Consider the following 17,884-nt stretch of genomic DNA (forward strand, 5'->3'; position numbering starts at 1 on the left):
GTTTAATTGACCTTTACTCAATTCAAATAGCAATGGTTATGAACAATAGGGAAATAAAAGGAAAATCTGAAATTGCTAACTCTGTGAAGTTGCCAAAAATCATATCTCTATTTTGTGGGGCAGGTGGATTAGACCTAGGCTTTATACAAGAAGGTTTTGAAGTGGTAGCTGCTATCGATTTAGAGCAGTCTGCTATTGAAACTCACAAAAAGAATTTTCCTAAATGTAATAGTATCGCTAGTGACCTGACAGTTCTAGGACCCAAAGGAGTAAATCAATATATCAAGAAATTTTTGACTCCTGGTGAACATGTCGCCATTATTGGCGGACCACCTTGCCAAGGCTTTTCGCGCTCAAATCCAACTGCTGATTCTGAAGATCCGCGTAACCATTTACCGAAGCTGTATGTTCAAATAATAAGGGAACTACAGAAGGATTTTGTAATTGATTTCGTGGTTTTCGAAAATGTCCTTGGTATGAAAGATAGAAAACACTCTGCTAAGTATTTAGCTTTAATAAAAGGGCTAAAGCGTTTAAAGTTTGAGATTTTTGAAAATGAATTATGTGCTGTCGACTATGGTGTTCCGCAAAACCGAGAGAGAATAGTTATTGCAGCTATACGTTCTAGTAATGAACAATCAGAATTCAAAATAGAGAAAAATAAAGGAATAAAAACAGTAAGGGAAGCAATCGGGAATTTGGGAGATCCGGTTTATTTTAAGAAAAATATTACAGCAAGCGATATTCCATTTCATCCTAATCATTGGACAATGCAGCCTAAATCTGTTAAGTTTAAGACTCCGATGAAGTTCAATAGCAAGTCAAGAAGTTTTAAATTGTTGGATTGGGACAAAGCATCACCAACTATTGCATTTGGAAATAGAGAAATTCATATTCATCCAAGTGGCAAAAGGCGATTGAGTATTTATGAAGCTATGCTACTTCAAGGTTTTCCTTCTTCATTTATACTTGAGGGTAATCTTTCTCAGCAAGTCAAGCAAGTTTCTAATGCTGTTCCGCCACCCTTAGCTAAAAGTGTCGCTGCCGCGGTTAAAAGTTCGTTACACTTTTAAATAGGGCAACATGTAATTTGTTGCTCAATGTATTCTAAAGTAGAAGTTATGTTTTTCTCAATTTCACATTCCCAAATAACGAGTACTTTCCAGCCTAGTTTAATTAATGCATGTTGATGTTTTAAATCGCGATCTACATTTTTTGAAAGTTTATTCCTCCAAAATTGGGTGTTGGTATTGGGAATATGCCCTTCCCGACAGTCTCTATGGTAATGCCAAAAACAACCATGTACAAAAATGACAGTTTTTAATTTTGGAAAAACTATGTCGGGCTTTCCTGGCAATAAGTTATTATGGATACGATATCTGTGTCCCTTCGCGAAGAGGGCCTTCCGAAGTAGGATTTCTGGCTTCGTGTTTTTAGACCGGATTTTGCTCATGACTTTGCTCCGTTTTTCTCTTGACCATATGTCAACCATAATCCTTTGATGTTAAATTTAAAATAACGTTTTTCTTACTTTAATATTCATATACTGTAGTAGTATTTGTTGCAATCAAGTTTGTCGAATTTTTATCCTTTTGTATGTTAAAAAAAACAAGTTTCTTGTTTAATCTACTATTGAAGGACCCTTCGTGTTTTTGATTAAAGCCTGAAATAACCCTTGTGTTAAATCCTTCAGATATATACGCACATGTATTGCCATTAGGGAAAACTTTAAAAGAAAGTAAGGTCCCACAAATATCATTAGTAACCAATTTATTATTTTCCATCCAATCAGTATAATGTACGCAAGCTGGCCTATACACACAGAATTTGCAATTATCTTCGGCACAATGCGCTAATTTTTTGAAATTGCCATTTTGGGAATGGGAGTTTAATTCCTCTAATATGTTGATGGCTTTGTGGTAGAGTGATTCGCATTCTCCAATGTCAAAGGGTATCTCTATTTTCTTTTTGTCTAATGAAATTAACGATAACTTATCAGGAGACCTTCCTTTCATTTGAAAATATAAATAAGCATAAAGCTTTAGCTGGTATTCATATTCTTCCTTTATTAGGTAAGTGATATCACTACCCTCATTAAATATTTGTTTTAATATATTACCTGTTTTAAAGTCATAAATCTCTATATAATCTATGCCTTCATATACTAAATCCGCTTTCCCAAATATTCTGCCTGTATTATCAAATAAAGACATTTCAGATCGGTATCGATTGCTATAACCAGCACTTGGTCTGGAGTACGTGGACTTGTTATTGATGAGCCATTGAAGCTGTATTTTTTTGAGCCCTACGTTTTTAATATGTGCCTTTATAGGAACTAATTCATCTAACCCCTCATTGATTAGTTCATTATCTTTTTTCATAATTAACTCCTTCCAATAGTGCTCAAAAGTAGGCAAGTCAACTATTGTTCTATTTGTAATCAATTCAATTATCGTGTGTAATACAGATCCAAAATAGGCATTAGGAGACAGTGCAACTAAGGGCTTATGATGATATGCTTCTGCCAAAACCATTTTGAAAGGGCACTTTAAAACACCGTAGAGCTGGCTAGGTGATATCCGATTTACTTTCTTGTAAATAAAAGGAGTTAGTATTCGAATCATTTTCTTACAATTTTTTCATAACACCATCCAACTCTTCTATGTAGATTGAATGTATCCAAGCATTCAAAATTATCTTCGACTGAATAACCTTTTTCAATGATGTAGCGATGGGCTTCTGCGATAGCTTTTGTGTATTCTGCGTCTTCGGCATAACTACTCAAATTCCAAAATGGATGTGTGATTAAAATAATTTTAGGCCTTCCAGCTTTAGGTGACCCCCATTTTATACCAGGTAACCCGTTAAGATTAATAATAAAATCATTTCTATCTGGATAGTCTTCTGATATAAAGAAGCTATCAACAAACTGATCTCTAAGTGAAACAGCAAACGGTATCCAATCTGCTATTTCAATAAACGAGCTAAAATTTCCATCCGCACCTGATTTATAATTTTGGGTACTTAAAATTCTAAGAATTCCTAACCCCAAACGCCAATCTAATAAGCTATGCCAATTCATGTTCCTATAAACCTTCAAGCAGTCGTAGCAAGCATCTTTACATTTATTTCTATGTGAATGTATTTTGTCAACATAGGAATTTTCTTTTTGTGGGTTCAAGCATTCATTTAGGATATTTTCAAAGTTGTTATATAAATGTCTGACAAAACCAGATCCATTTGGCAATTCATCTGTTAATATAATTTCTGCGGCGTTCTTTATAATTCCATTTCTAGTTTCTAATTGTCGTTTGGTGATATCAGCAATTTCTATTTCTGTAGGGTCAATGTCCAATTGATCAGCTAAAACCCTTTGTAGTAGGAAAGCTGCTGAGTAAAATCCAGCCCTTACGCCGAGGCTTTGTCGGTCAATAAAGTTAGGATTAGGATATAATCTGAACATATCAAGACTCAATTCATCTGGATAAGACCGTGGAAATATTTTAAGAATTTCGGTTTGCTTATTTATAGCGAGCGCTAATGGATCTTCAGGGGTAGGATTTGAAAGTGTAAATTGATAACTATCTTGTTTATAAACGGGGTTATCTAATCCATTTAGAATCCATTGGTTGCTAAAAGTGAAGGTTTTCCTAGTTTCAGGATTATAATTGCGGACGTTATAATACTGGCCTTGATAGAACTTGTCAGCATTAGTATTTACCCGCCAGGTAACATCTTTGTCTGAGATAATTATATTAGTGTTCTTTATAGTGTCGGATTGGACATTACGGTCGTCTTTCGTGGAATGATCTGCATATATTGGAGGTCTGTTTGTTACTAAATCGGCTTCATCCCTACTATCCATACCTAATAGGAAATTAGTCCTATACGCTTTGGGCGATTTGATTTTGAATTTTGAAAAAGTCAAAGGATCAGAGTTTGAGCAAATAGTACATTGAACGTCTTCTGGCATATTAGTATCATTAAATGATTTACTGTACCCACATTTTTTGCATCTTAGCATCCAACGATTCAAGTAAAATGGAGAATCGCCAGTCTGCTCAGATGATTTGTTTTTTAATGTATCCTTTCCTTGTATGTCTGTTGATTTTATAATTTCACTTGTAAAACCAATTGTTTGATAAATTGCTTTATCCTTCGTTTTTTGTGCTGCTGGTGCAAACTCATAGATTGCCATCGACTGAGGCCGATCTATACCAAGTACACTATTATTCTTTGTTCCATGATATAAATATTTTACATCGGTTGGCATACCAAACATCGGAAGTATTCCCCCTTCGGCCAGTTTTTGAGAAATGTCATCAGTGGGTATTTCGGTATTGTCTACTACGGATTGTAACCTTGAAACAAAACCACTTTCAATGTCAGATATGTGATTAATGAAAGTAGTTTTCATACTTTTAAGTTGTTGTGGTAACAATGAATTTATAATATTTTCTATATGATTTGGATTGTTTCTAATCCAAGCAATTATTCCCGGCTTATATTTTCCTGCCCAATTATGTATTTTCCCAAATATGCCATGGATACTGGATTTTTCTTCGTCGAAATTTTCATTAACGGAAATGGTTCTATACGCTTGTCTTAGGACCTCTTTTGCCAGTAACCGCTTGAAAATGCGTTCTTGTGTCATTGTCAAGAAAGGCGTGGGTGGATTATCGCCTGTGATTTTATGAGGGTTAGAAAAATAAAACTCATCATGGCTACGACCTCTGCAAAAGGTAAGAATTACGGAATAGGCTTGTCCGCGCCTTCCTGCTCGCCCTACTCTTTGCTGGTAATTAAATCTCTGGGGAGGCATATTCGCAAGCATTACGGCCTGAAGAGACCCAATATCAACGCCTACTTCAAGAGTTGTTGTAACGCTTAATAGATCTATTTGCTTCACTTTTTCATAGCCATCTAGAATAATGTTCCTAAAATGTCTTTGACGTTCAAATTGATTATCTGTCTGTCCAGTTAATTCTTCGCAATGCAATCTAATTGGTTTTCTCTGCTCTATTGCCGCGGAATAGGACAAATAATTTTTCTTCCAAATCTCTTGGCAAATAGTATCCGGAGCAGTATTTAGTTTTGCTCTTGAATAGGTACAAATACCACCTGATTTATGTAGATGTGTTCTTTTCCCTTGAGGGCTTGTCCAAACAGGATCTGTCGGTAAGGAAGTTTTTAAGTAAAGTTTTTGTATCTGAATACCCGTGTTTGCTAATAAAAATCTAGATTCTGTTAACAAGTCAAATACATTCTGGCCGAGTTGTAGTGTAGGAGTGCCTATTTCGGCAGCTACTGCCTCTAAATATTTTCTGCATTGGGGTGGCAAATCCTTATAAGATGTTATCTCTATTTTAAAAGCGCTTTCTTTAGCTTGATTGTGAACATATTTTTCCCCTAATATCCGTATAGTAGAGTTGACTATTTCAAGAAAGAGTGTTTGGGATATTCCAGCCTTTCCGGCATAGGTAGAAATTTCTGGCAAGTCAGGATTGATGGTTATATATCCCAGTCCGCTTCCTTCGAAAGAATAAAGTAAGGTGGCAAAGAAAATATCTGCAAGTTTGGAAAATGTACCACCCTGTATTTTATCGATAAAACTTTGGGCTACTCCTGCTACCCATTCGCCATTTTTAAAATTGATTACTTCATACCAGTTAATTGTGTTGCCATTTAATAAGGCTTTTTGCAGATTAATGTCATTCCCTCCCGGATTAATGCCCAAATCTGCAAGTTGTTTTATCAAAGGCGCGAGATTAACGGAGTTAGTTTCATCTACTAAGTCGTATACGTTAATGATCCTGGAGTTTATCTCCTTGATTTTTTGCAATGCAGCATTTTTTCTTTGGACCAATGCTGTATTCGAACTATTTATTTGTGAATCAAGGTGAATTAATTCTACCTCATTAAAAGCTTCTTTATCTTCTATCCGTAAGATGTCTAATTGGATCTGATTGTTTGTTACAAAGTTTTGCAATACTTTGTGCTTAAATAGTAACTTGTTGTTTAATTCTCTTATTAATAACTCACGTAATAAATCGGTAAAGTGATTTCTTTCAATTCCATTGGCAACCTGGGCCGCGTCTTCCCGGCTATCTGAGAATACAACTAGTTTCCTTTCATTTACTTTATCAGGAAGCTGATAGAGTAATTCCTTCGCAAACATTTGACTCGATTTAGCAAAACCTGTTCTGAATCCTCTTATTGGAGATGTTTTATGTTTGGGCGAATTGTTATCTTTTTTTTGATGGTTTATTCCACAAGCGGGACAAACACTAGGTGTGGCCTTGTGCGTATCTTCTATTTCGTTATTGGCGTTTCTTATAAAAGCAATATCGAGGTTACGTACATCCTCTCTTTCTATTTTGAAATAGTATCCCTTAATCCAATTTTTGGGCTCTTTTTCAGCTTTTGTGTGATGTGATTTTATATCGCCCGAAAAAACATTTAAACAAGCAGGCTCCCAATATGCACTAAACTTATTTTGATCTAAATCCTTACTGATTACAGGTTGTCTCCAATATCCTGCTGGTCTTTCGTGAGCTATGTGCTCCTGATTTCCAATAGGCCAGAAGATAGCATATTCCTGATAAGTTCTTTTTTCAAGAAGTTTATGTGGTGTTTTCTCTGGTATTCCTTCTATGTTGGGGCTTAGTGGAAGTAATTCAAATCTCTCATTTCCTATCCCTAATCTACTTCCACCAAAGAGAGTTGTGCCGCAATTATCGCAATATAAAAGCTCTAGGATACGAAATCCTGCGTCGGATTTAATTTGAGCTTGAGAGTATATTCGTCCCATTGTTCTCTCCCCGTCTTTAAATTCTTCATCATTATCTTCTGGCTTTACAGAAGCCCATAACCCCTCTATATTGCGAAAAAAGAAATGAAACCTGAATCGCGGTAATACTCGATCCTTTTTTTCTCGTTCTATATTTCTATATTCCTCTTCATCAAAAAGTGAACGCGCTATTAATAGTCCACTGAGAGCTTTTCGTAGTTCATCCTTGTCATTATTTGTTCCGAATAGTTTTTCAGAAAAAATATTCTTATCCTCTGTGTCTCCTTCTGCTCTAATAGAACATACTGCACGCCTATTATTGTCTAATGAACATGCATCATATAATCGCTCCCTAAGCTGTATTTTTTTATGTAATAGTATTTCAAGTAGCGGGTTTTCATTAGCGATAGCTGATAGATCTATATTAAAATAGGAAGCAAGTTCTTGGGCTGTTGAGGAGCATTGCTGTATGAATAACGTACTGGAAATGTCTTGTTTTACTGCATAATAGCTTTCGCTAAGTTTGATAAATGGTTCGACCGGTAGAAGGTTTTCATGGTTGTTTACCTGATTTATAATGCTGCTTTCTCCCGTAATAATTTCGAATTTATCTGCTGCATTCTTGACTCCAAAGAAGTCTTCAATGAAATCGATACTTTTAGGGTCGGTTGATTCTAGGGAAGCTGATGATGCGAGGATCCGAAGTTGTTTATGATCTGGGCTTAGTCCAAGACGATTTAGGATTAGGCGAATAAGATAGGCCACTTCAGTGCCCTGTGTTCCTCTATATAAATGTAATTCATCAATAATTAGATGGAAAACCCGTTTGTTTTTTTCAATTTCAATTTCATTATCAGTTAAATGCTTAGAGAATTGATCTTCGCAGTTGAGCCATTTCCTTGTTTCCTCAAAGATGCTGTTGTCAACATCCCTCATTAGCATAATACTCAACATAGAATAGTTGGTAATCATAATATCTGGAGGTGCTATTTGCATATCAAATCTACAACGCATCTCTGATCCATCTAGCCTGGGAAAGAATGAAATTAGGTTTTCCTCTTTATCGGGTAGATTATCATTGTGCGCGATGTAGCTGGCTACATTAATTGCTTCTTGGTTTATTGTAATGAGATCAGATTTAAGCTGTTTTACTTTATAGCTGTTTATTTTTTTTAATCCGCTGTTGTCGTAGTTGAATAGTTCACCAGCTACAGGGGTGTTGCCATTGTATCTGCCAAAGTAAATGCTGTTGTTTCCCGCGTTCTTATTATACCATTCTCGTGTAGAGTCTGAGTCTAAAGCTTTTCGTAGCCTCGTTAATTGGTCCTCAACAAGAGCATTCATTGGATATAAAACAAGAGCGCGGACTGCTGCAGGGCGGTTATCGTTAGAACGCTGTTGGCAGTGTTCGGTTAAAATAAAGTCTTTTGAGGTGTCAACTATTTGACTATCCTTTAGTGTTGTATCTGACCACCATTGGGTTTTGTTTACACCTGTTGTTGGGGCCCAGCTATTAAGTTCTTTTGATAGTTGAGCAAATAATGGGAGTAGGAATGATTCTGTTTTGCCTGAACCCGTACCTGATGTAATAATACAATGTTTACCTTCTGTTGCCTTTTTTAGCATTTGTGTTTGGTGAAAGTGTAATGGAATATTAGCCGGAAATAATCCTGTTTTCACCAGCCCTTTAAATATTTCAAGTTCTTCGGGACTAATGTTCTTTACATCATCTGTTGTTAATTGGTCTATTGTTTTATTGCTTGATTTATAGTCGGGAAGTGGCTCTATCCATGGCTCACGATAAAGAATTCGATCAGTATTTAATGTTTTTCGCCTTTCCTTTTCGACATTTTCAAATTTGGTACCAAATGCGGTTTCAATGTATCTAATGTAATTCTCCTTTATTGTGTCAAAAGCAAATATTGGGTCTCTCATATTTACATATTTAGTGGTTGGATTTCCTGATTGAACTTTTGGAATAAATTTTCTGCGAATAGTTTTGGGACATTTTCATATAATTGATACACAATTTTGTTGTTGTCAATTTGAAGCGTTTTGAATGATGGAGCACGCCCACTTAATAGGATTAAAGATTCAGAAATGAGACGCGGAAGTTGCATATTTCTAGGAACAGCCAAGATCCATTGTTCCTGAGAATAGAATATAACCTTTCTTTGACGTTCTGATGCAATTAAGTATGTTCCCCAATTTTCATCTATATTGTAGCTTTTTCCGTGGTACCAGAATCGATATAACTTTTTGTATTTGAATACATACAGCACTAATGAAAGATTGGTATTCACTTTGCCATCAAGTTTTTCAAATCTCAATGTCTGGGTATTGAACACTCTTGCTGCCCAGGAGTGATCTTTCTCGTTTACTAAATTATTGGATAGCATATGTTGCTTGTATTCAGAAATGGTTGCGCTGAAGTCCTGAAGACCAAATTGGATGATCGCAGGCTTTATCTCAGGCCTTTCTACTTTCTTAAATATTATGTTGAGATCCGATGCTAACTGATCTATTTTATGAATCGCTTCTGTTGAGTTTTTGCATTCCGCAGGTGTTAAATATATGGTGTCAGGAAGGAGGTATTTGAGTAACTGATTATCTTGGTCTTTTATTTCTACGTTTATACAAAGTTTAGTGGCAACTTCTATAAGTTTTAATACATTGTTTCTTGTTCTTGCTCCAATTAATATAGCCACTACGCTTTTTGAAGATGGTATTATTACTATTTGAGGTTTATTTATGTTTATTTTTCCAGTTGAATACTCGTAATCAAGATGCCCTAGAAAATCATAAAATTTAATTGCTAATTGTTTGATCCATTTGACTTCATTACTTATATTTTCCCATACATTCCTGTCCGATGTAAGGGTGTCAAATGAGATACAGAAGTTTTCATACGTTGTTTCCCTCTGACATGAAAGGTATTCTAGTAATAGATTCCCATCCTCGTTTTTTACATTTGGTATATACTCTGATAAAGTTGTCATTGTATAGTTAATAGAGAAGAAATCAAGTGTCCATCCTTGTTGATACGCCCATCTGTTATATATAGTGTTACTCCCTAGAATATATGCGTCATCATTTTCAATGGTCGGTTCACCAAATTTGTTTCTTTTTGATATTTTGTTTTCATTTAATAGAAATGTGCCAGCGGCAGTTTCAATTATTTTATATGGAATTGTATATCCGGCTAGTTCCTCGTCTTTTATTTTTATCAGGAAGTTTTTATTGTGCTGGACTGAATCTGGGATATTATATCTTTCAGGAATAAGAGAGTTGTTTGTTAGAAATAGCTGTTCACCTGATTCAGTATATTCCAGATACACTTTCTCAGTGCCTATGCCTCCTCTTAAATATATTGCAGGTAGCGCATTCTGTAGAAATTCCCTATTATTGATTTTAAGCCCTCCTGATAGTTCTATTTTTTTAGTTGCTTGAAACCGGAGCGAAGGTTCATCGATATGCTGTATTGTCGGATTTTTAAATCGGTATAAAATATGCCCAATAGGAATACCTTCCAAATTAATTTGTTTGAAGTTCTGTGGGGTGAAATGTTTTCCCCAGTTATCAATTGACTCCTTCTTGTCAGCCTTGCATAGTAGATACATTTGTGAAGCTCTGCTAATTTCACTTGTCTCAATCCACACATCGTTTTCCAAACCTGCATATGCACCATTTCTATATAGTATTAAATCATTTTTTTTGGGTGCTACCTTCCATTTGTTAAAATTATCTTCTGCAATTAGGTTTTGATTGAAAGGTAAAGATATTGCTCTGGAGTAGCCATTGGCTAAATAGGAGATATTTTGTCCAAGAAGGTTTAGGTCTTCTGGGTATTCATTCTTTGAATAGATGTAGTATTGGTGATCCCATTCATCATTTACTGAATCAATGTTAAATGCCGAGTATAAGACCGCAGATACCCATCCCGATTTAATCCTGCCAGTGCTACTTTCAATTTCGTTTTCATAAACATCACCTTCCCATTTTTCATATTCTCTTCTTACTATATCGATGATGACCTTAGTTATTTCATCATTCGGATCTTCTATGATGTCGAGAATTTTTCTTGATAGATTTAATTCTTTCTGCCCATATGATTTCAGTATGTTGATAATTTCTGCATTTGTAAGAGTTGAATTGGGAACTAATTCGGCCGCCCAGAATAAATTTGGTGTATTTCTTATGTTCTGAGGAGATAGAATACATTGTGAGAACGGTGTGCCGACATGAATCCATTTTGGACTGCCAAAGTTTCTTTTTTCGAAGAAGCCGTAATCTGTTTGGTAAAAATGCTTAGACCACTTCTCTAAATTATCCCAGATATCATAAGAGAAACTCAATGATTTTACATCAGGTTGAGCGATGTTATTTTCCTTGAGAAATTCATTTAATCTTGGATAATAGGCGTTCGCCCTGTATTGATTCGGGTTTTCTGTTAAAGGAATTACCAGGGTAATGAGAAAAGCTAGATAAAAGGGTGGAACTGTTCCATTTTCGTTTTTAATTGATATCTCTTCTATTTTAAGGTCGTTATTTGTTTTTTTCTCAAATATCCATTTTTCATATTGCGACCATTTGTTGTTGATGACATTAAACTTATCAAGAAATGAATGTTTGTTATGTATTTCAGGGAATCCATTTTTAAGAGCTTTACAATAGTCGCTCCAGCTTTCATCTTTATCGGAAAAATCAAATGATTTCATTCCTAATAAGGAAATTTCCTGCTGTGTGATGTATAGTAGTACTTCTTTTCCTGCCTTTTCATTATTGAATAAATAACGACTGATAACGTGATTCCATTCGAGATATTTCATATTGACTTGAAAATGAAAGAATTAGGTTAATAGAGGATTTGATACAGTGCTTGATTATTTTGAAATATGCAGTCTCATTGGATTTCAATTTAATAAATCTAGACGGGAATATAAAGTTATAAGGGATTGACTTTAAGCAATTAGCCTGAGTCGGCCGCTGTGAATGCTGATGATAATTCTGTGCGATGCTCAGTAAAAGTGAGGATATAAGGTCTCACTCCGGCGTCAGTCGGCAAAAAGGGCGCCCAGGCCCTCGCTTGCCCCTTCCGCTTCGCTACAGGGCCTGCGCTCCGTCCTGTCACCCTTTTTGCGCTCCCTCCGCCTTCGTTCGGGCAGCTCCCGGTCTGGCTAAGGGCTGTTTTTACAATAGGTGGCCTTTATGCCCGCCATCCCTTCGCTGCCCATTTTGTCCGCCCCCCGCCCGCCACCCCCGGCCTTTCATTTTTGATTTTGCCGTCCGCTGGCGCTCCCGGCCAGACATAGGTCGAAGGCGCGGCCTGCTGCGGCTCGCCCTCGCTTGGCCCCTCCGCTGCGCTACGGGGCCTGCGCTCTGGCTGCCGCCGCAGCGGCCGGGGGTGGAAGGGCGGCGGGGGCGGGGCGACAGTAATCCTATTTAGCGGGAGATTATAGCTGCCCGACGATAGTACCCTGATTGAGCGACCGACGTGAGAACCAGGCGCGCGAACACCAGCATCTGTACCCTGGTCAGCATTGTACTATCGCGCGGCGTCCGTGCTGGTAGATGATGGGAGCAACAGTTGAACAAAGGCTCAACAGCATCGCTTTGACCGGCGAAAGAATATTGGCCCGGCTTCAGTTACCCATCATCTACCATCCCGGACGTTTGCCGTTTGTTCCTGTATTGTTTTTTGAACTGCCTTTTTCCTTAGCTGGTTAATGATTGTCTTTCCGACAAGAGAATCCATTCATGGCCTGGTAGCCTACTGACCACCGCGGTCCCCCCAGGTGGATCGGCGCCGGCCTCCGTGGCACATAACTTCCCACCACCGGAATGAGCAAGGGAGCTACGGTGAAAACAGAAGGTTACTGGCACAGCAAATACTGCTGATCTGCCGCGCCGGCAAGCCTTATACTACTGATGTTGTGAATTTTGAGAAAAAGGTGGAGAGGTTAACGCCTTTTTAGGGCTTTTTGTTCCAGGTGAAACTTTTCCCTGGCTTCTTTCAGGTCTTTCAATAATAAATCTGGATGGCCCCAGTATTTCAGGCTTAATTCTTCCCTGATTTTTCTTACTTCAGCCACTGCGTCATACTTTTTACTTTTTTTCATGGTCGTTTGGCTTTAAGATTTCGCGCGGGGTTCTGATTTCTATTAACCGGTACCCCATACGCAAATTTATGGAATTATATAGTTTAATCCGGTCAAGGTTTACAATATGTTTAAAGTTCCAGCTGGCGAGGATATCAGCGCCATGCAATGTAGCAAGTGCAATATGTAGCGCATCGTTGTAACATTTGTTACTTAAAGCGCCTTCTGCAATGTAGGTTTCAGCCAGTTTAATGGCCTTTGGATGGCTTTTGATCTCAACCTTAAACCGGTCGGGGATTTCCGTCAGTTTGGCTTTAACTTCATCTTTTGCCGGGTCCAATTCCATCATGACTACATCAGATAAAACCAGTTTCTTTATGCCCTGTCTAAATTCATTAAGCAGCGCGTTACTATGTTCTTTAAATTCCTTATCAAAACAACCTCCAATTACTGAGGTGTCAGTATAAACATTCAACATGGTTGGTATTTTATTTAAGTGAGGAAGAGGGTTAAAACAAACTGCCTGATATAGGCACATAGTTGCCCTATGAACACCCGGTGTTCGTTGGTAATGGCTTTTTCATCTTAAAACATAGCTGAAGGACAACCGATCTGCGGAAGATGTGCCGGTTGCTTTGGGTTAACAAAAAGAGGGGTTATTCCTCCTCGTTCAGGTTTATGGAAGCCAGGAGGCGGCTTATTTGTCGCATCTTTCTTTTGCTGGCAGTTGGTTCCGGTTGGAGGGGGACAACTGGCAGTTTTTCATTAGTAATTACTAAACGGTTGCGTCGCACCTGGACATTAACCCGGTCACCAATAGCAAAGCCGGCATCATAAAGCCAGACACCAGCAAGTTGAATACAGGAAACGGATATCCATTGATCGGCTCGTTCCTGATGGAGTTGTTTGACTGTTAAACTTCTTGTTTTTAATTTGCTTTTCATATTGTTAACTATTTATCACAAATATACTGATTATGTTATAAATATGTAGTTTTATAAGTGCTATTTCAATAGTTTTTACGTCATTTTAATGTCATTTTGTGTTAACTATTTATCACATTCTGTATGCCCTTTGTGTTTGGTAATCTCACAACTTAACATTTAATTTTAAATCAGTAGTTTAGCGCGAAAATCATCCATTATGACATTTGGTGAAAAAGTTACCATTGCGAGGAAACAAAAGAAGTTAACACAAACGGAATTGGGAGATAGTGTTGGTACATCACGGGATATAATAGGAAAGTATGAACGTGATGAAACAAAACCATCAATTGAAGTAGCAGCAAAAATTGCTGATGTTCTGGACTGCTCACTGGACTATCTAATAAGAGATATTAACCCCGAAGACGCACTTGCGAAAAAAATCAGGCAGCTTTCTCCAATCAATAAGGAATACGTAATGGCTGTAATTGAAGCTTTTGAAGCTAAAGAGAAATTACAGGGTAAAAGATAAAGGCTCCCACTTACGCGGAAGCCTCTACACCAAACAAATCCCAAAGGTAACCACACCTTAGCCGGGAAACTATTTATCAGCGGCCTAACCGCCTTCATTTGACACTGCTGTCTGGCTAACCCCGGTCATGACGGTACCAGCAACGGCGACATAACCGGCAATTTTTACGATGATAGCAGGAATGGCGGGAATACCCATCAGGGCGCCGCTAATCGCTGTCAGAATCAGACCTATATTGCGCATCTTACTAAAAAAGGGCGGTGTTGATGCGGTGAGTCGTTGTGTAAGTTTCATATACACAGTTTAGAGGTGGAGAAATGCCGGCCCATGTGGACCGGGTTATTAAGGGTTTGGTGCTGCCGGCATACCGGAAACGTCCACCAAGGCCAGCGCGTTGTATGCGCCGTTTTTAAGGCTGTACAAGGCCCCGTTAACTTGCTGGTAGAACTCCACGCCCAAAGCCAGAAATAATGGCTTGGTGGAGTTATCCGTCACGTTTACGGTCAAATTCATGACAGCAGTCGGGGTTGCATCGATGGGCAGCTCAGCACTGGCGGCACTTCCATTGATGAATGTTTCCGCCTCGAAATCAATCTCCGCACCGGCTGCCTGGACTTTGAAATGGGTAGCACCTGCAGGAGCGGCCACCATGTTGATGGGGACGAACGCGGGAATATCGACGATCAGGGTACCGGCAGCGCGATCAATAGCAGTGCTGAATGGAGCGTACAACGTACCGCCCAACCGCGCATTGCTGTTGAATTCAAAACCTTTGAGCAGCTCGGCCTCACCGTCGATGACGTTACGTTGTCCACGCACGTTGGTTGCATCTGCCTGAATCACCTTCACCATTTCACGGGTCAGGCGGGACGACATATAACTGTCGCCTATGCTGAGCAGCAACGCCCGGAAGGCGGTCCGCAACAGTTTACCGGCTTTGCCGGCGCGTCCAAATTCCGCTCCGTTCTCACGGGTCCGGACAAACGCGGGATCTGTTGCGATGCGGTTGGCATCAACGCCGCCTTTCTCACGTGCCAGGTGTCCGGCTTTCGTTTTGTAAAAGGTGATATTGCCGATTGTTCCTTTCAGGGGAATGATTCCACTTTGTCTTGCCATATAGAAACAATTGAATGATAGAATGGGCTGTTTGCATAGCCAAGCCCGTTAGGCTCACATCTGCGCAGGATGCACTACTTTTGCGGTAACCACCCCAAACCTAAGCCGGCATTTTAACCCAGAAAAATTTCCATTCCGATTATGCCATTTTCGCAGAAAATAGTACCTAACCGCATAGTGATTTATGCAAAAGACGTGATGAACATTACAGGCAGAAGTGAGCGGACCGCCCGGAAGATCCTGCAACAGATAAGGCAGGCCAGCGGGAAGAAGAAGGGGGATATGATAACCATAGGGGAGTTTTGTCGGTTTACTGGTCTGGAAGAAACTATTGTTACTAAATTTCTAGTATCTTGACGGAAGAAAAAAGATATAGTTGATACATTACGTATGTGTTAAGCTGGGCTCTGAAACAGTTATTTCAAGGGAACAATTTTTATAATGGGAGAGAAACAAAAAGTCAATCAAACAAACATTCCTAAATGTCCTATTTGCGGAAACCCAGCAAATAAGACTAATGTCCATTTGATTCCATGGTTTATAATTAAATACTATGTTACAGAGGCAGGCGGCGGAGCAAGAGATAAAGAACTCTCGTTTAGCATATCATCAGGACATTTTACCAGAATGTTTGCTGGCCGTAGTGTTCTGCCTGATAAATTGGAAGAATTCGGAGATTTACACGATTTAGAGAAAGAGCAAAGTAACCCCTATGCACGGGATTATCTTTGGTGTAGTAAGTGTGAGGAGAAATTTTCTAGGTTGGAGGCGATCTTTGCGGTTCGATTTAAAGAGGAGAAAATTCGCAGTATGAAAAATCTTCCAACCCACAACAATCAGGATATACTGATAGATACTGGATTTGATAATTCGATCTATCAGCTATTTGTTCAGTCGATATTTTGGCGGTGCTCAGTTGGTAAATTTGATGGATTTACATTGGACCCTCCTATAGAGAGTAAGATAACGGAGAATCTGAGAGAAGCATTTAAACAACCTGATTTTCTCCAGCTGAAGGCTGGTGATCAAGTATCTTTGGTTCATAGCTTTCCACTCCTTACATCATTCATGTATGCCAAGCCAGACGACGACCCGACTATTAACTATATAATGATCAATAAAGCTAACTCTCCATATTTCATTATGGCTGAAAAGTGGTTGTTTCAGTTGTTTGTAAAAGATGTACACACGCGCTCATCTCAAGAGTGGCTGTATGGCTTACGAACCACCATTGATGCTAGTGCGTTGTACCCCAAGGTCCACAATACATCTCATGCAATATTGCTTACAGAATCTGTAAGTAATGAGTTTCATAAAAATAGGCTTGATTACATAGTTGTGAAGAAACGTCAAGGGATACTCAGGGACATTCGTGGGGCTCATAAGCAAGTGTTTGGACGTAAACCATCCATACACATAGAACATTATATTTATAAACAATACTTAGCTCATCGAGAAGCCGGAAACCCGGAGTTCCAATCATTTATTCTTGCTTTTCTTGACTTGAAAAAATTATGATGCTTATGGGCTCGACGGAACTTGTTCAGGCTGCCAGAATCCTAAAGTGGCTCAATGGTAATTTACAACTTGGAGAGGCTTCATTGAAATACCTAGAGAAGAATATGCTTCAGCAATATTCACTGCCCAACTGGAACCAGGGGGAGTTGAATTTATTGCGTGTTACAATGTATTGCACAGTCAACAGTATGCTAATATGGTATAACTCTTTTGAAAAAGAGTTCCTTGCCGGATTCCGTACTGCTGCCATAGCCTATGATAAAACTAACTTCATCGAATTAAATAAGGTCTGTAAGTCGTACTTTAATGTTATCCGGGAAATCTTTCCCAACCTTAATGACATTCGAAATACTATTTTGGCGCATGGCTACAGATGGAACGACAAAACATTTCTTAACGATCATGAAATAGATACATTCATGAACGAGATAACCAACAGAGGCTCTCTCTTGGAATACTATCAGTTGAGTAATATTTCTAATTTGGTATTTAAAGAGATAGAAAAGGTTCATGGAGAAATTAATGCTGAGCTAAATGTAGATGAATCTGACAAATTTGAGGAATAGTATTGACTCTGGTTGATTGTTAGGTAATTTATGGTAATAGACCAAATTGCCGGATTTCTCCGGTAATACAAAGCCATATCAAAAGCGTATATACTTTACCGTTTCAGTGAATAATATAATTTAAGCCCGTTTGTGCTTATTTAGCAAGGGTTTTCGTATCTTTGTAGTGTTGTAAAGTTCTTTCAAACCTCTACAAAATAAGCTAATCCAGAAGGATACAAAATCGGATACACCAGCAAAAAAATCCTTGAAAAGCGGCGCTAATTAAGCCTTTGATATAGTCCCAGCGGGATCACGAAAGACTCTAAAACCTGCGCCCAGCGCAGGTTTTGCTTTTTTAG

Annotated in this window: 14 protein-coding genes; 5 read left to right on the forward strand and 9 right to left on the reverse strand. The window is 38.5% G+C overall.

The window, feature by feature from the left end:
• The first annotated feature begins 38 nt into the window (after positions 1–38).
• The gene (locus KW844_RS10195) at positions 39–1,073 is read left to right on the forward strand and encodes a DNA cytosine methyltransferase (protein ID WP_218376615.1); all 1,035 of its coding nucleotides are present in this window, start codon (positions 39–41) and stop codon (positions 1,071–1,073) included.
• On the opposite strand, the gene KW844_RS10200 is transcribed toward KW844_RS10195, so the two are convergent.
• The 7 genes from KW844_RS10200 to KW844_RS10230 form a co-directional block, all read right to left on the reverse strand.
• On the reverse strand, positions 1,070–1,492 hold the full coding sequence (locus KW844_RS10200) for a very short patch repair endonuclease (protein WP_218376616.1): 423 nt from the start codon (positions 1,490–1,492) through the stop codon (positions 1,070–1,072). The two genes, KW844_RS10195 and KW844_RS10200, sit on opposite strands and share 4 nt — an antisense overlap.
• Positions 1,493–1,532: 40 nt before the next feature.
• Positions 1,533–2,624 (reverse strand): PD-(D/E)XK nuclease family protein, encoded by a 1,092-nt coding sequence (locus KW844_RS10205; RefSeq protein WP_218376617.1) that lies wholly within the window; start codon positions 2,622–2,624, stop codon positions 1,533–1,535.
• Complete coding sequence (locus tag KW844_RS10210) at positions 2,621–8,725, reverse strand: DEAD/DEAH box helicase (RefSeq protein WP_218376618.1); 6,105 nt, start codon at positions 8,723–8,725, stop codon at positions 2,621–2,623. The genes KW844_RS10205 and KW844_RS10210 overlap by 4 nt, the downstream gene beginning before the upstream one ends.
• 2 nt (positions 8,726–8,727) lie before the next feature.
• Positions 8,728–11,619 carry a hypothetical protein gene (locus tag KW844_RS10215; protein WP_218376619.1) on the reverse strand — a complete coding sequence of 964 codons (2,892 nt, stop codon included), beginning with the start codon at positions 11,617–11,619 and terminating at the stop codon, positions 8,728–8,730.
• 1,131 nt (positions 11,620–12,750) lie between these two features.
• Positions 12,751–12,909 (reverse strand): hypothetical protein, encoded by a 159-nt coding sequence (locus KW844_RS10220; protein ID WP_168764094.1) that lies wholly within the window; start codon positions 12,907–12,909, stop codon positions 12,751–12,753.
• Entirely contained in the window at positions 12,896–13,366 is a 471-nt protein-coding gene (locus KW844_RS10225; protein WP_168764093.1) for a type II toxin-antitoxin system VapC family toxin, read from the reverse strand. Before KW844_RS10225 ends, KW844_RS10220 begins: the two co-directional genes overlap by 14 nt.
• Positions 13,367–13,544: 178 nt before the next feature.
• Complete coding sequence (locus KW844_RS10230; protein ID WP_168764092.1) at positions 13,545–13,832, reverse strand: SymE family type I addiction module toxin; 288 nt, start codon at positions 13,830–13,832, stop codon at positions 13,545–13,547.
• A 199-nt stretch (positions 13,833–14,031) separates the two neighbouring features.
• On the opposite strand from KW844_RS10230, the gene KW844_RS10235 reads away from it, so the two are divergent.
• Positions 14,032–14,343 carry a helix-turn-helix domain-containing protein gene (locus tag KW844_RS10235; RefSeq protein ID WP_168764091.1) on the forward strand — a complete coding sequence of 104 codons (312 nt, stop codon included), beginning with the start codon at positions 14,032–14,034 and terminating at the stop codon, positions 14,341–14,343.
• A gap of 84 nt (positions 14,344–14,427) precedes the next feature.
• On the opposite strand, the gene KW844_RS10240 is transcribed toward KW844_RS10235, so the two are convergent.
• A complete protein-coding gene (locus KW844_RS10240) occupies positions 14,428–14,637 on the reverse strand; it encodes a hypothetical protein (RefSeq protein ID WP_218376620.1) in 210 nt (69 codons plus the stop codon).
• A gap of 48 nt (positions 14,638–14,685) precedes the next feature.
• Positions 14,686–15,459, reverse strand: coding sequence for a hypothetical protein (locus KW844_RS10245; protein WP_218376621.1), 774 nt, complete (start codon positions 15,457–15,459; stop codon positions 14,686–14,688).
• 141 nt (positions 15,460–15,600) lie between these two features.
• Here KW844_RS10245 and KW844_RS10250 point away from each other — a divergent pair, with 141 nt between their 5' ends.
• From KW844_RS10250 to KW844_RS10260, 3 genes are all read left to right on the forward strand, one after another.
• Entirely contained in the window at positions 15,601–15,816 is a 216-nt protein-coding gene (locus KW844_RS10250) for a hypothetical protein (protein WP_218376622.1), read from the forward strand.
• Between the two features lie 84 nt (positions 15,817–15,900).
• Positions 15,901–16,977: a hypothetical protein gene (locus KW844_RS10255; RefSeq protein WP_218376623.1), complete on the forward strand. Its 1,077-nt coding sequence runs from the start codon at positions 15,901–15,903 to the stop codon at positions 16,975–16,977.
• 5 nt (positions 16,978–16,982) lie between these two features.
• The gene (locus tag KW844_RS10260; protein WP_218376624.1) at positions 16,983–17,543 is read left to right on the forward strand and encodes a hypothetical protein; all 561 of its coding nucleotides are present in this window, start codon (positions 16,983–16,985) and stop codon (positions 17,541–17,543) included.
• Positions 17,544–17,884: the final 341 nt, after the last annotated feature.

Origin of the sequence: Chitinophaga sp. sic0106 (assembly GCF_019219075.1) — a bacterium.
GTDB lineage: Bacteria > Bacteroidota > Bacteroidia > Chitinophagales > Chitinophagaceae > Chitinophaga.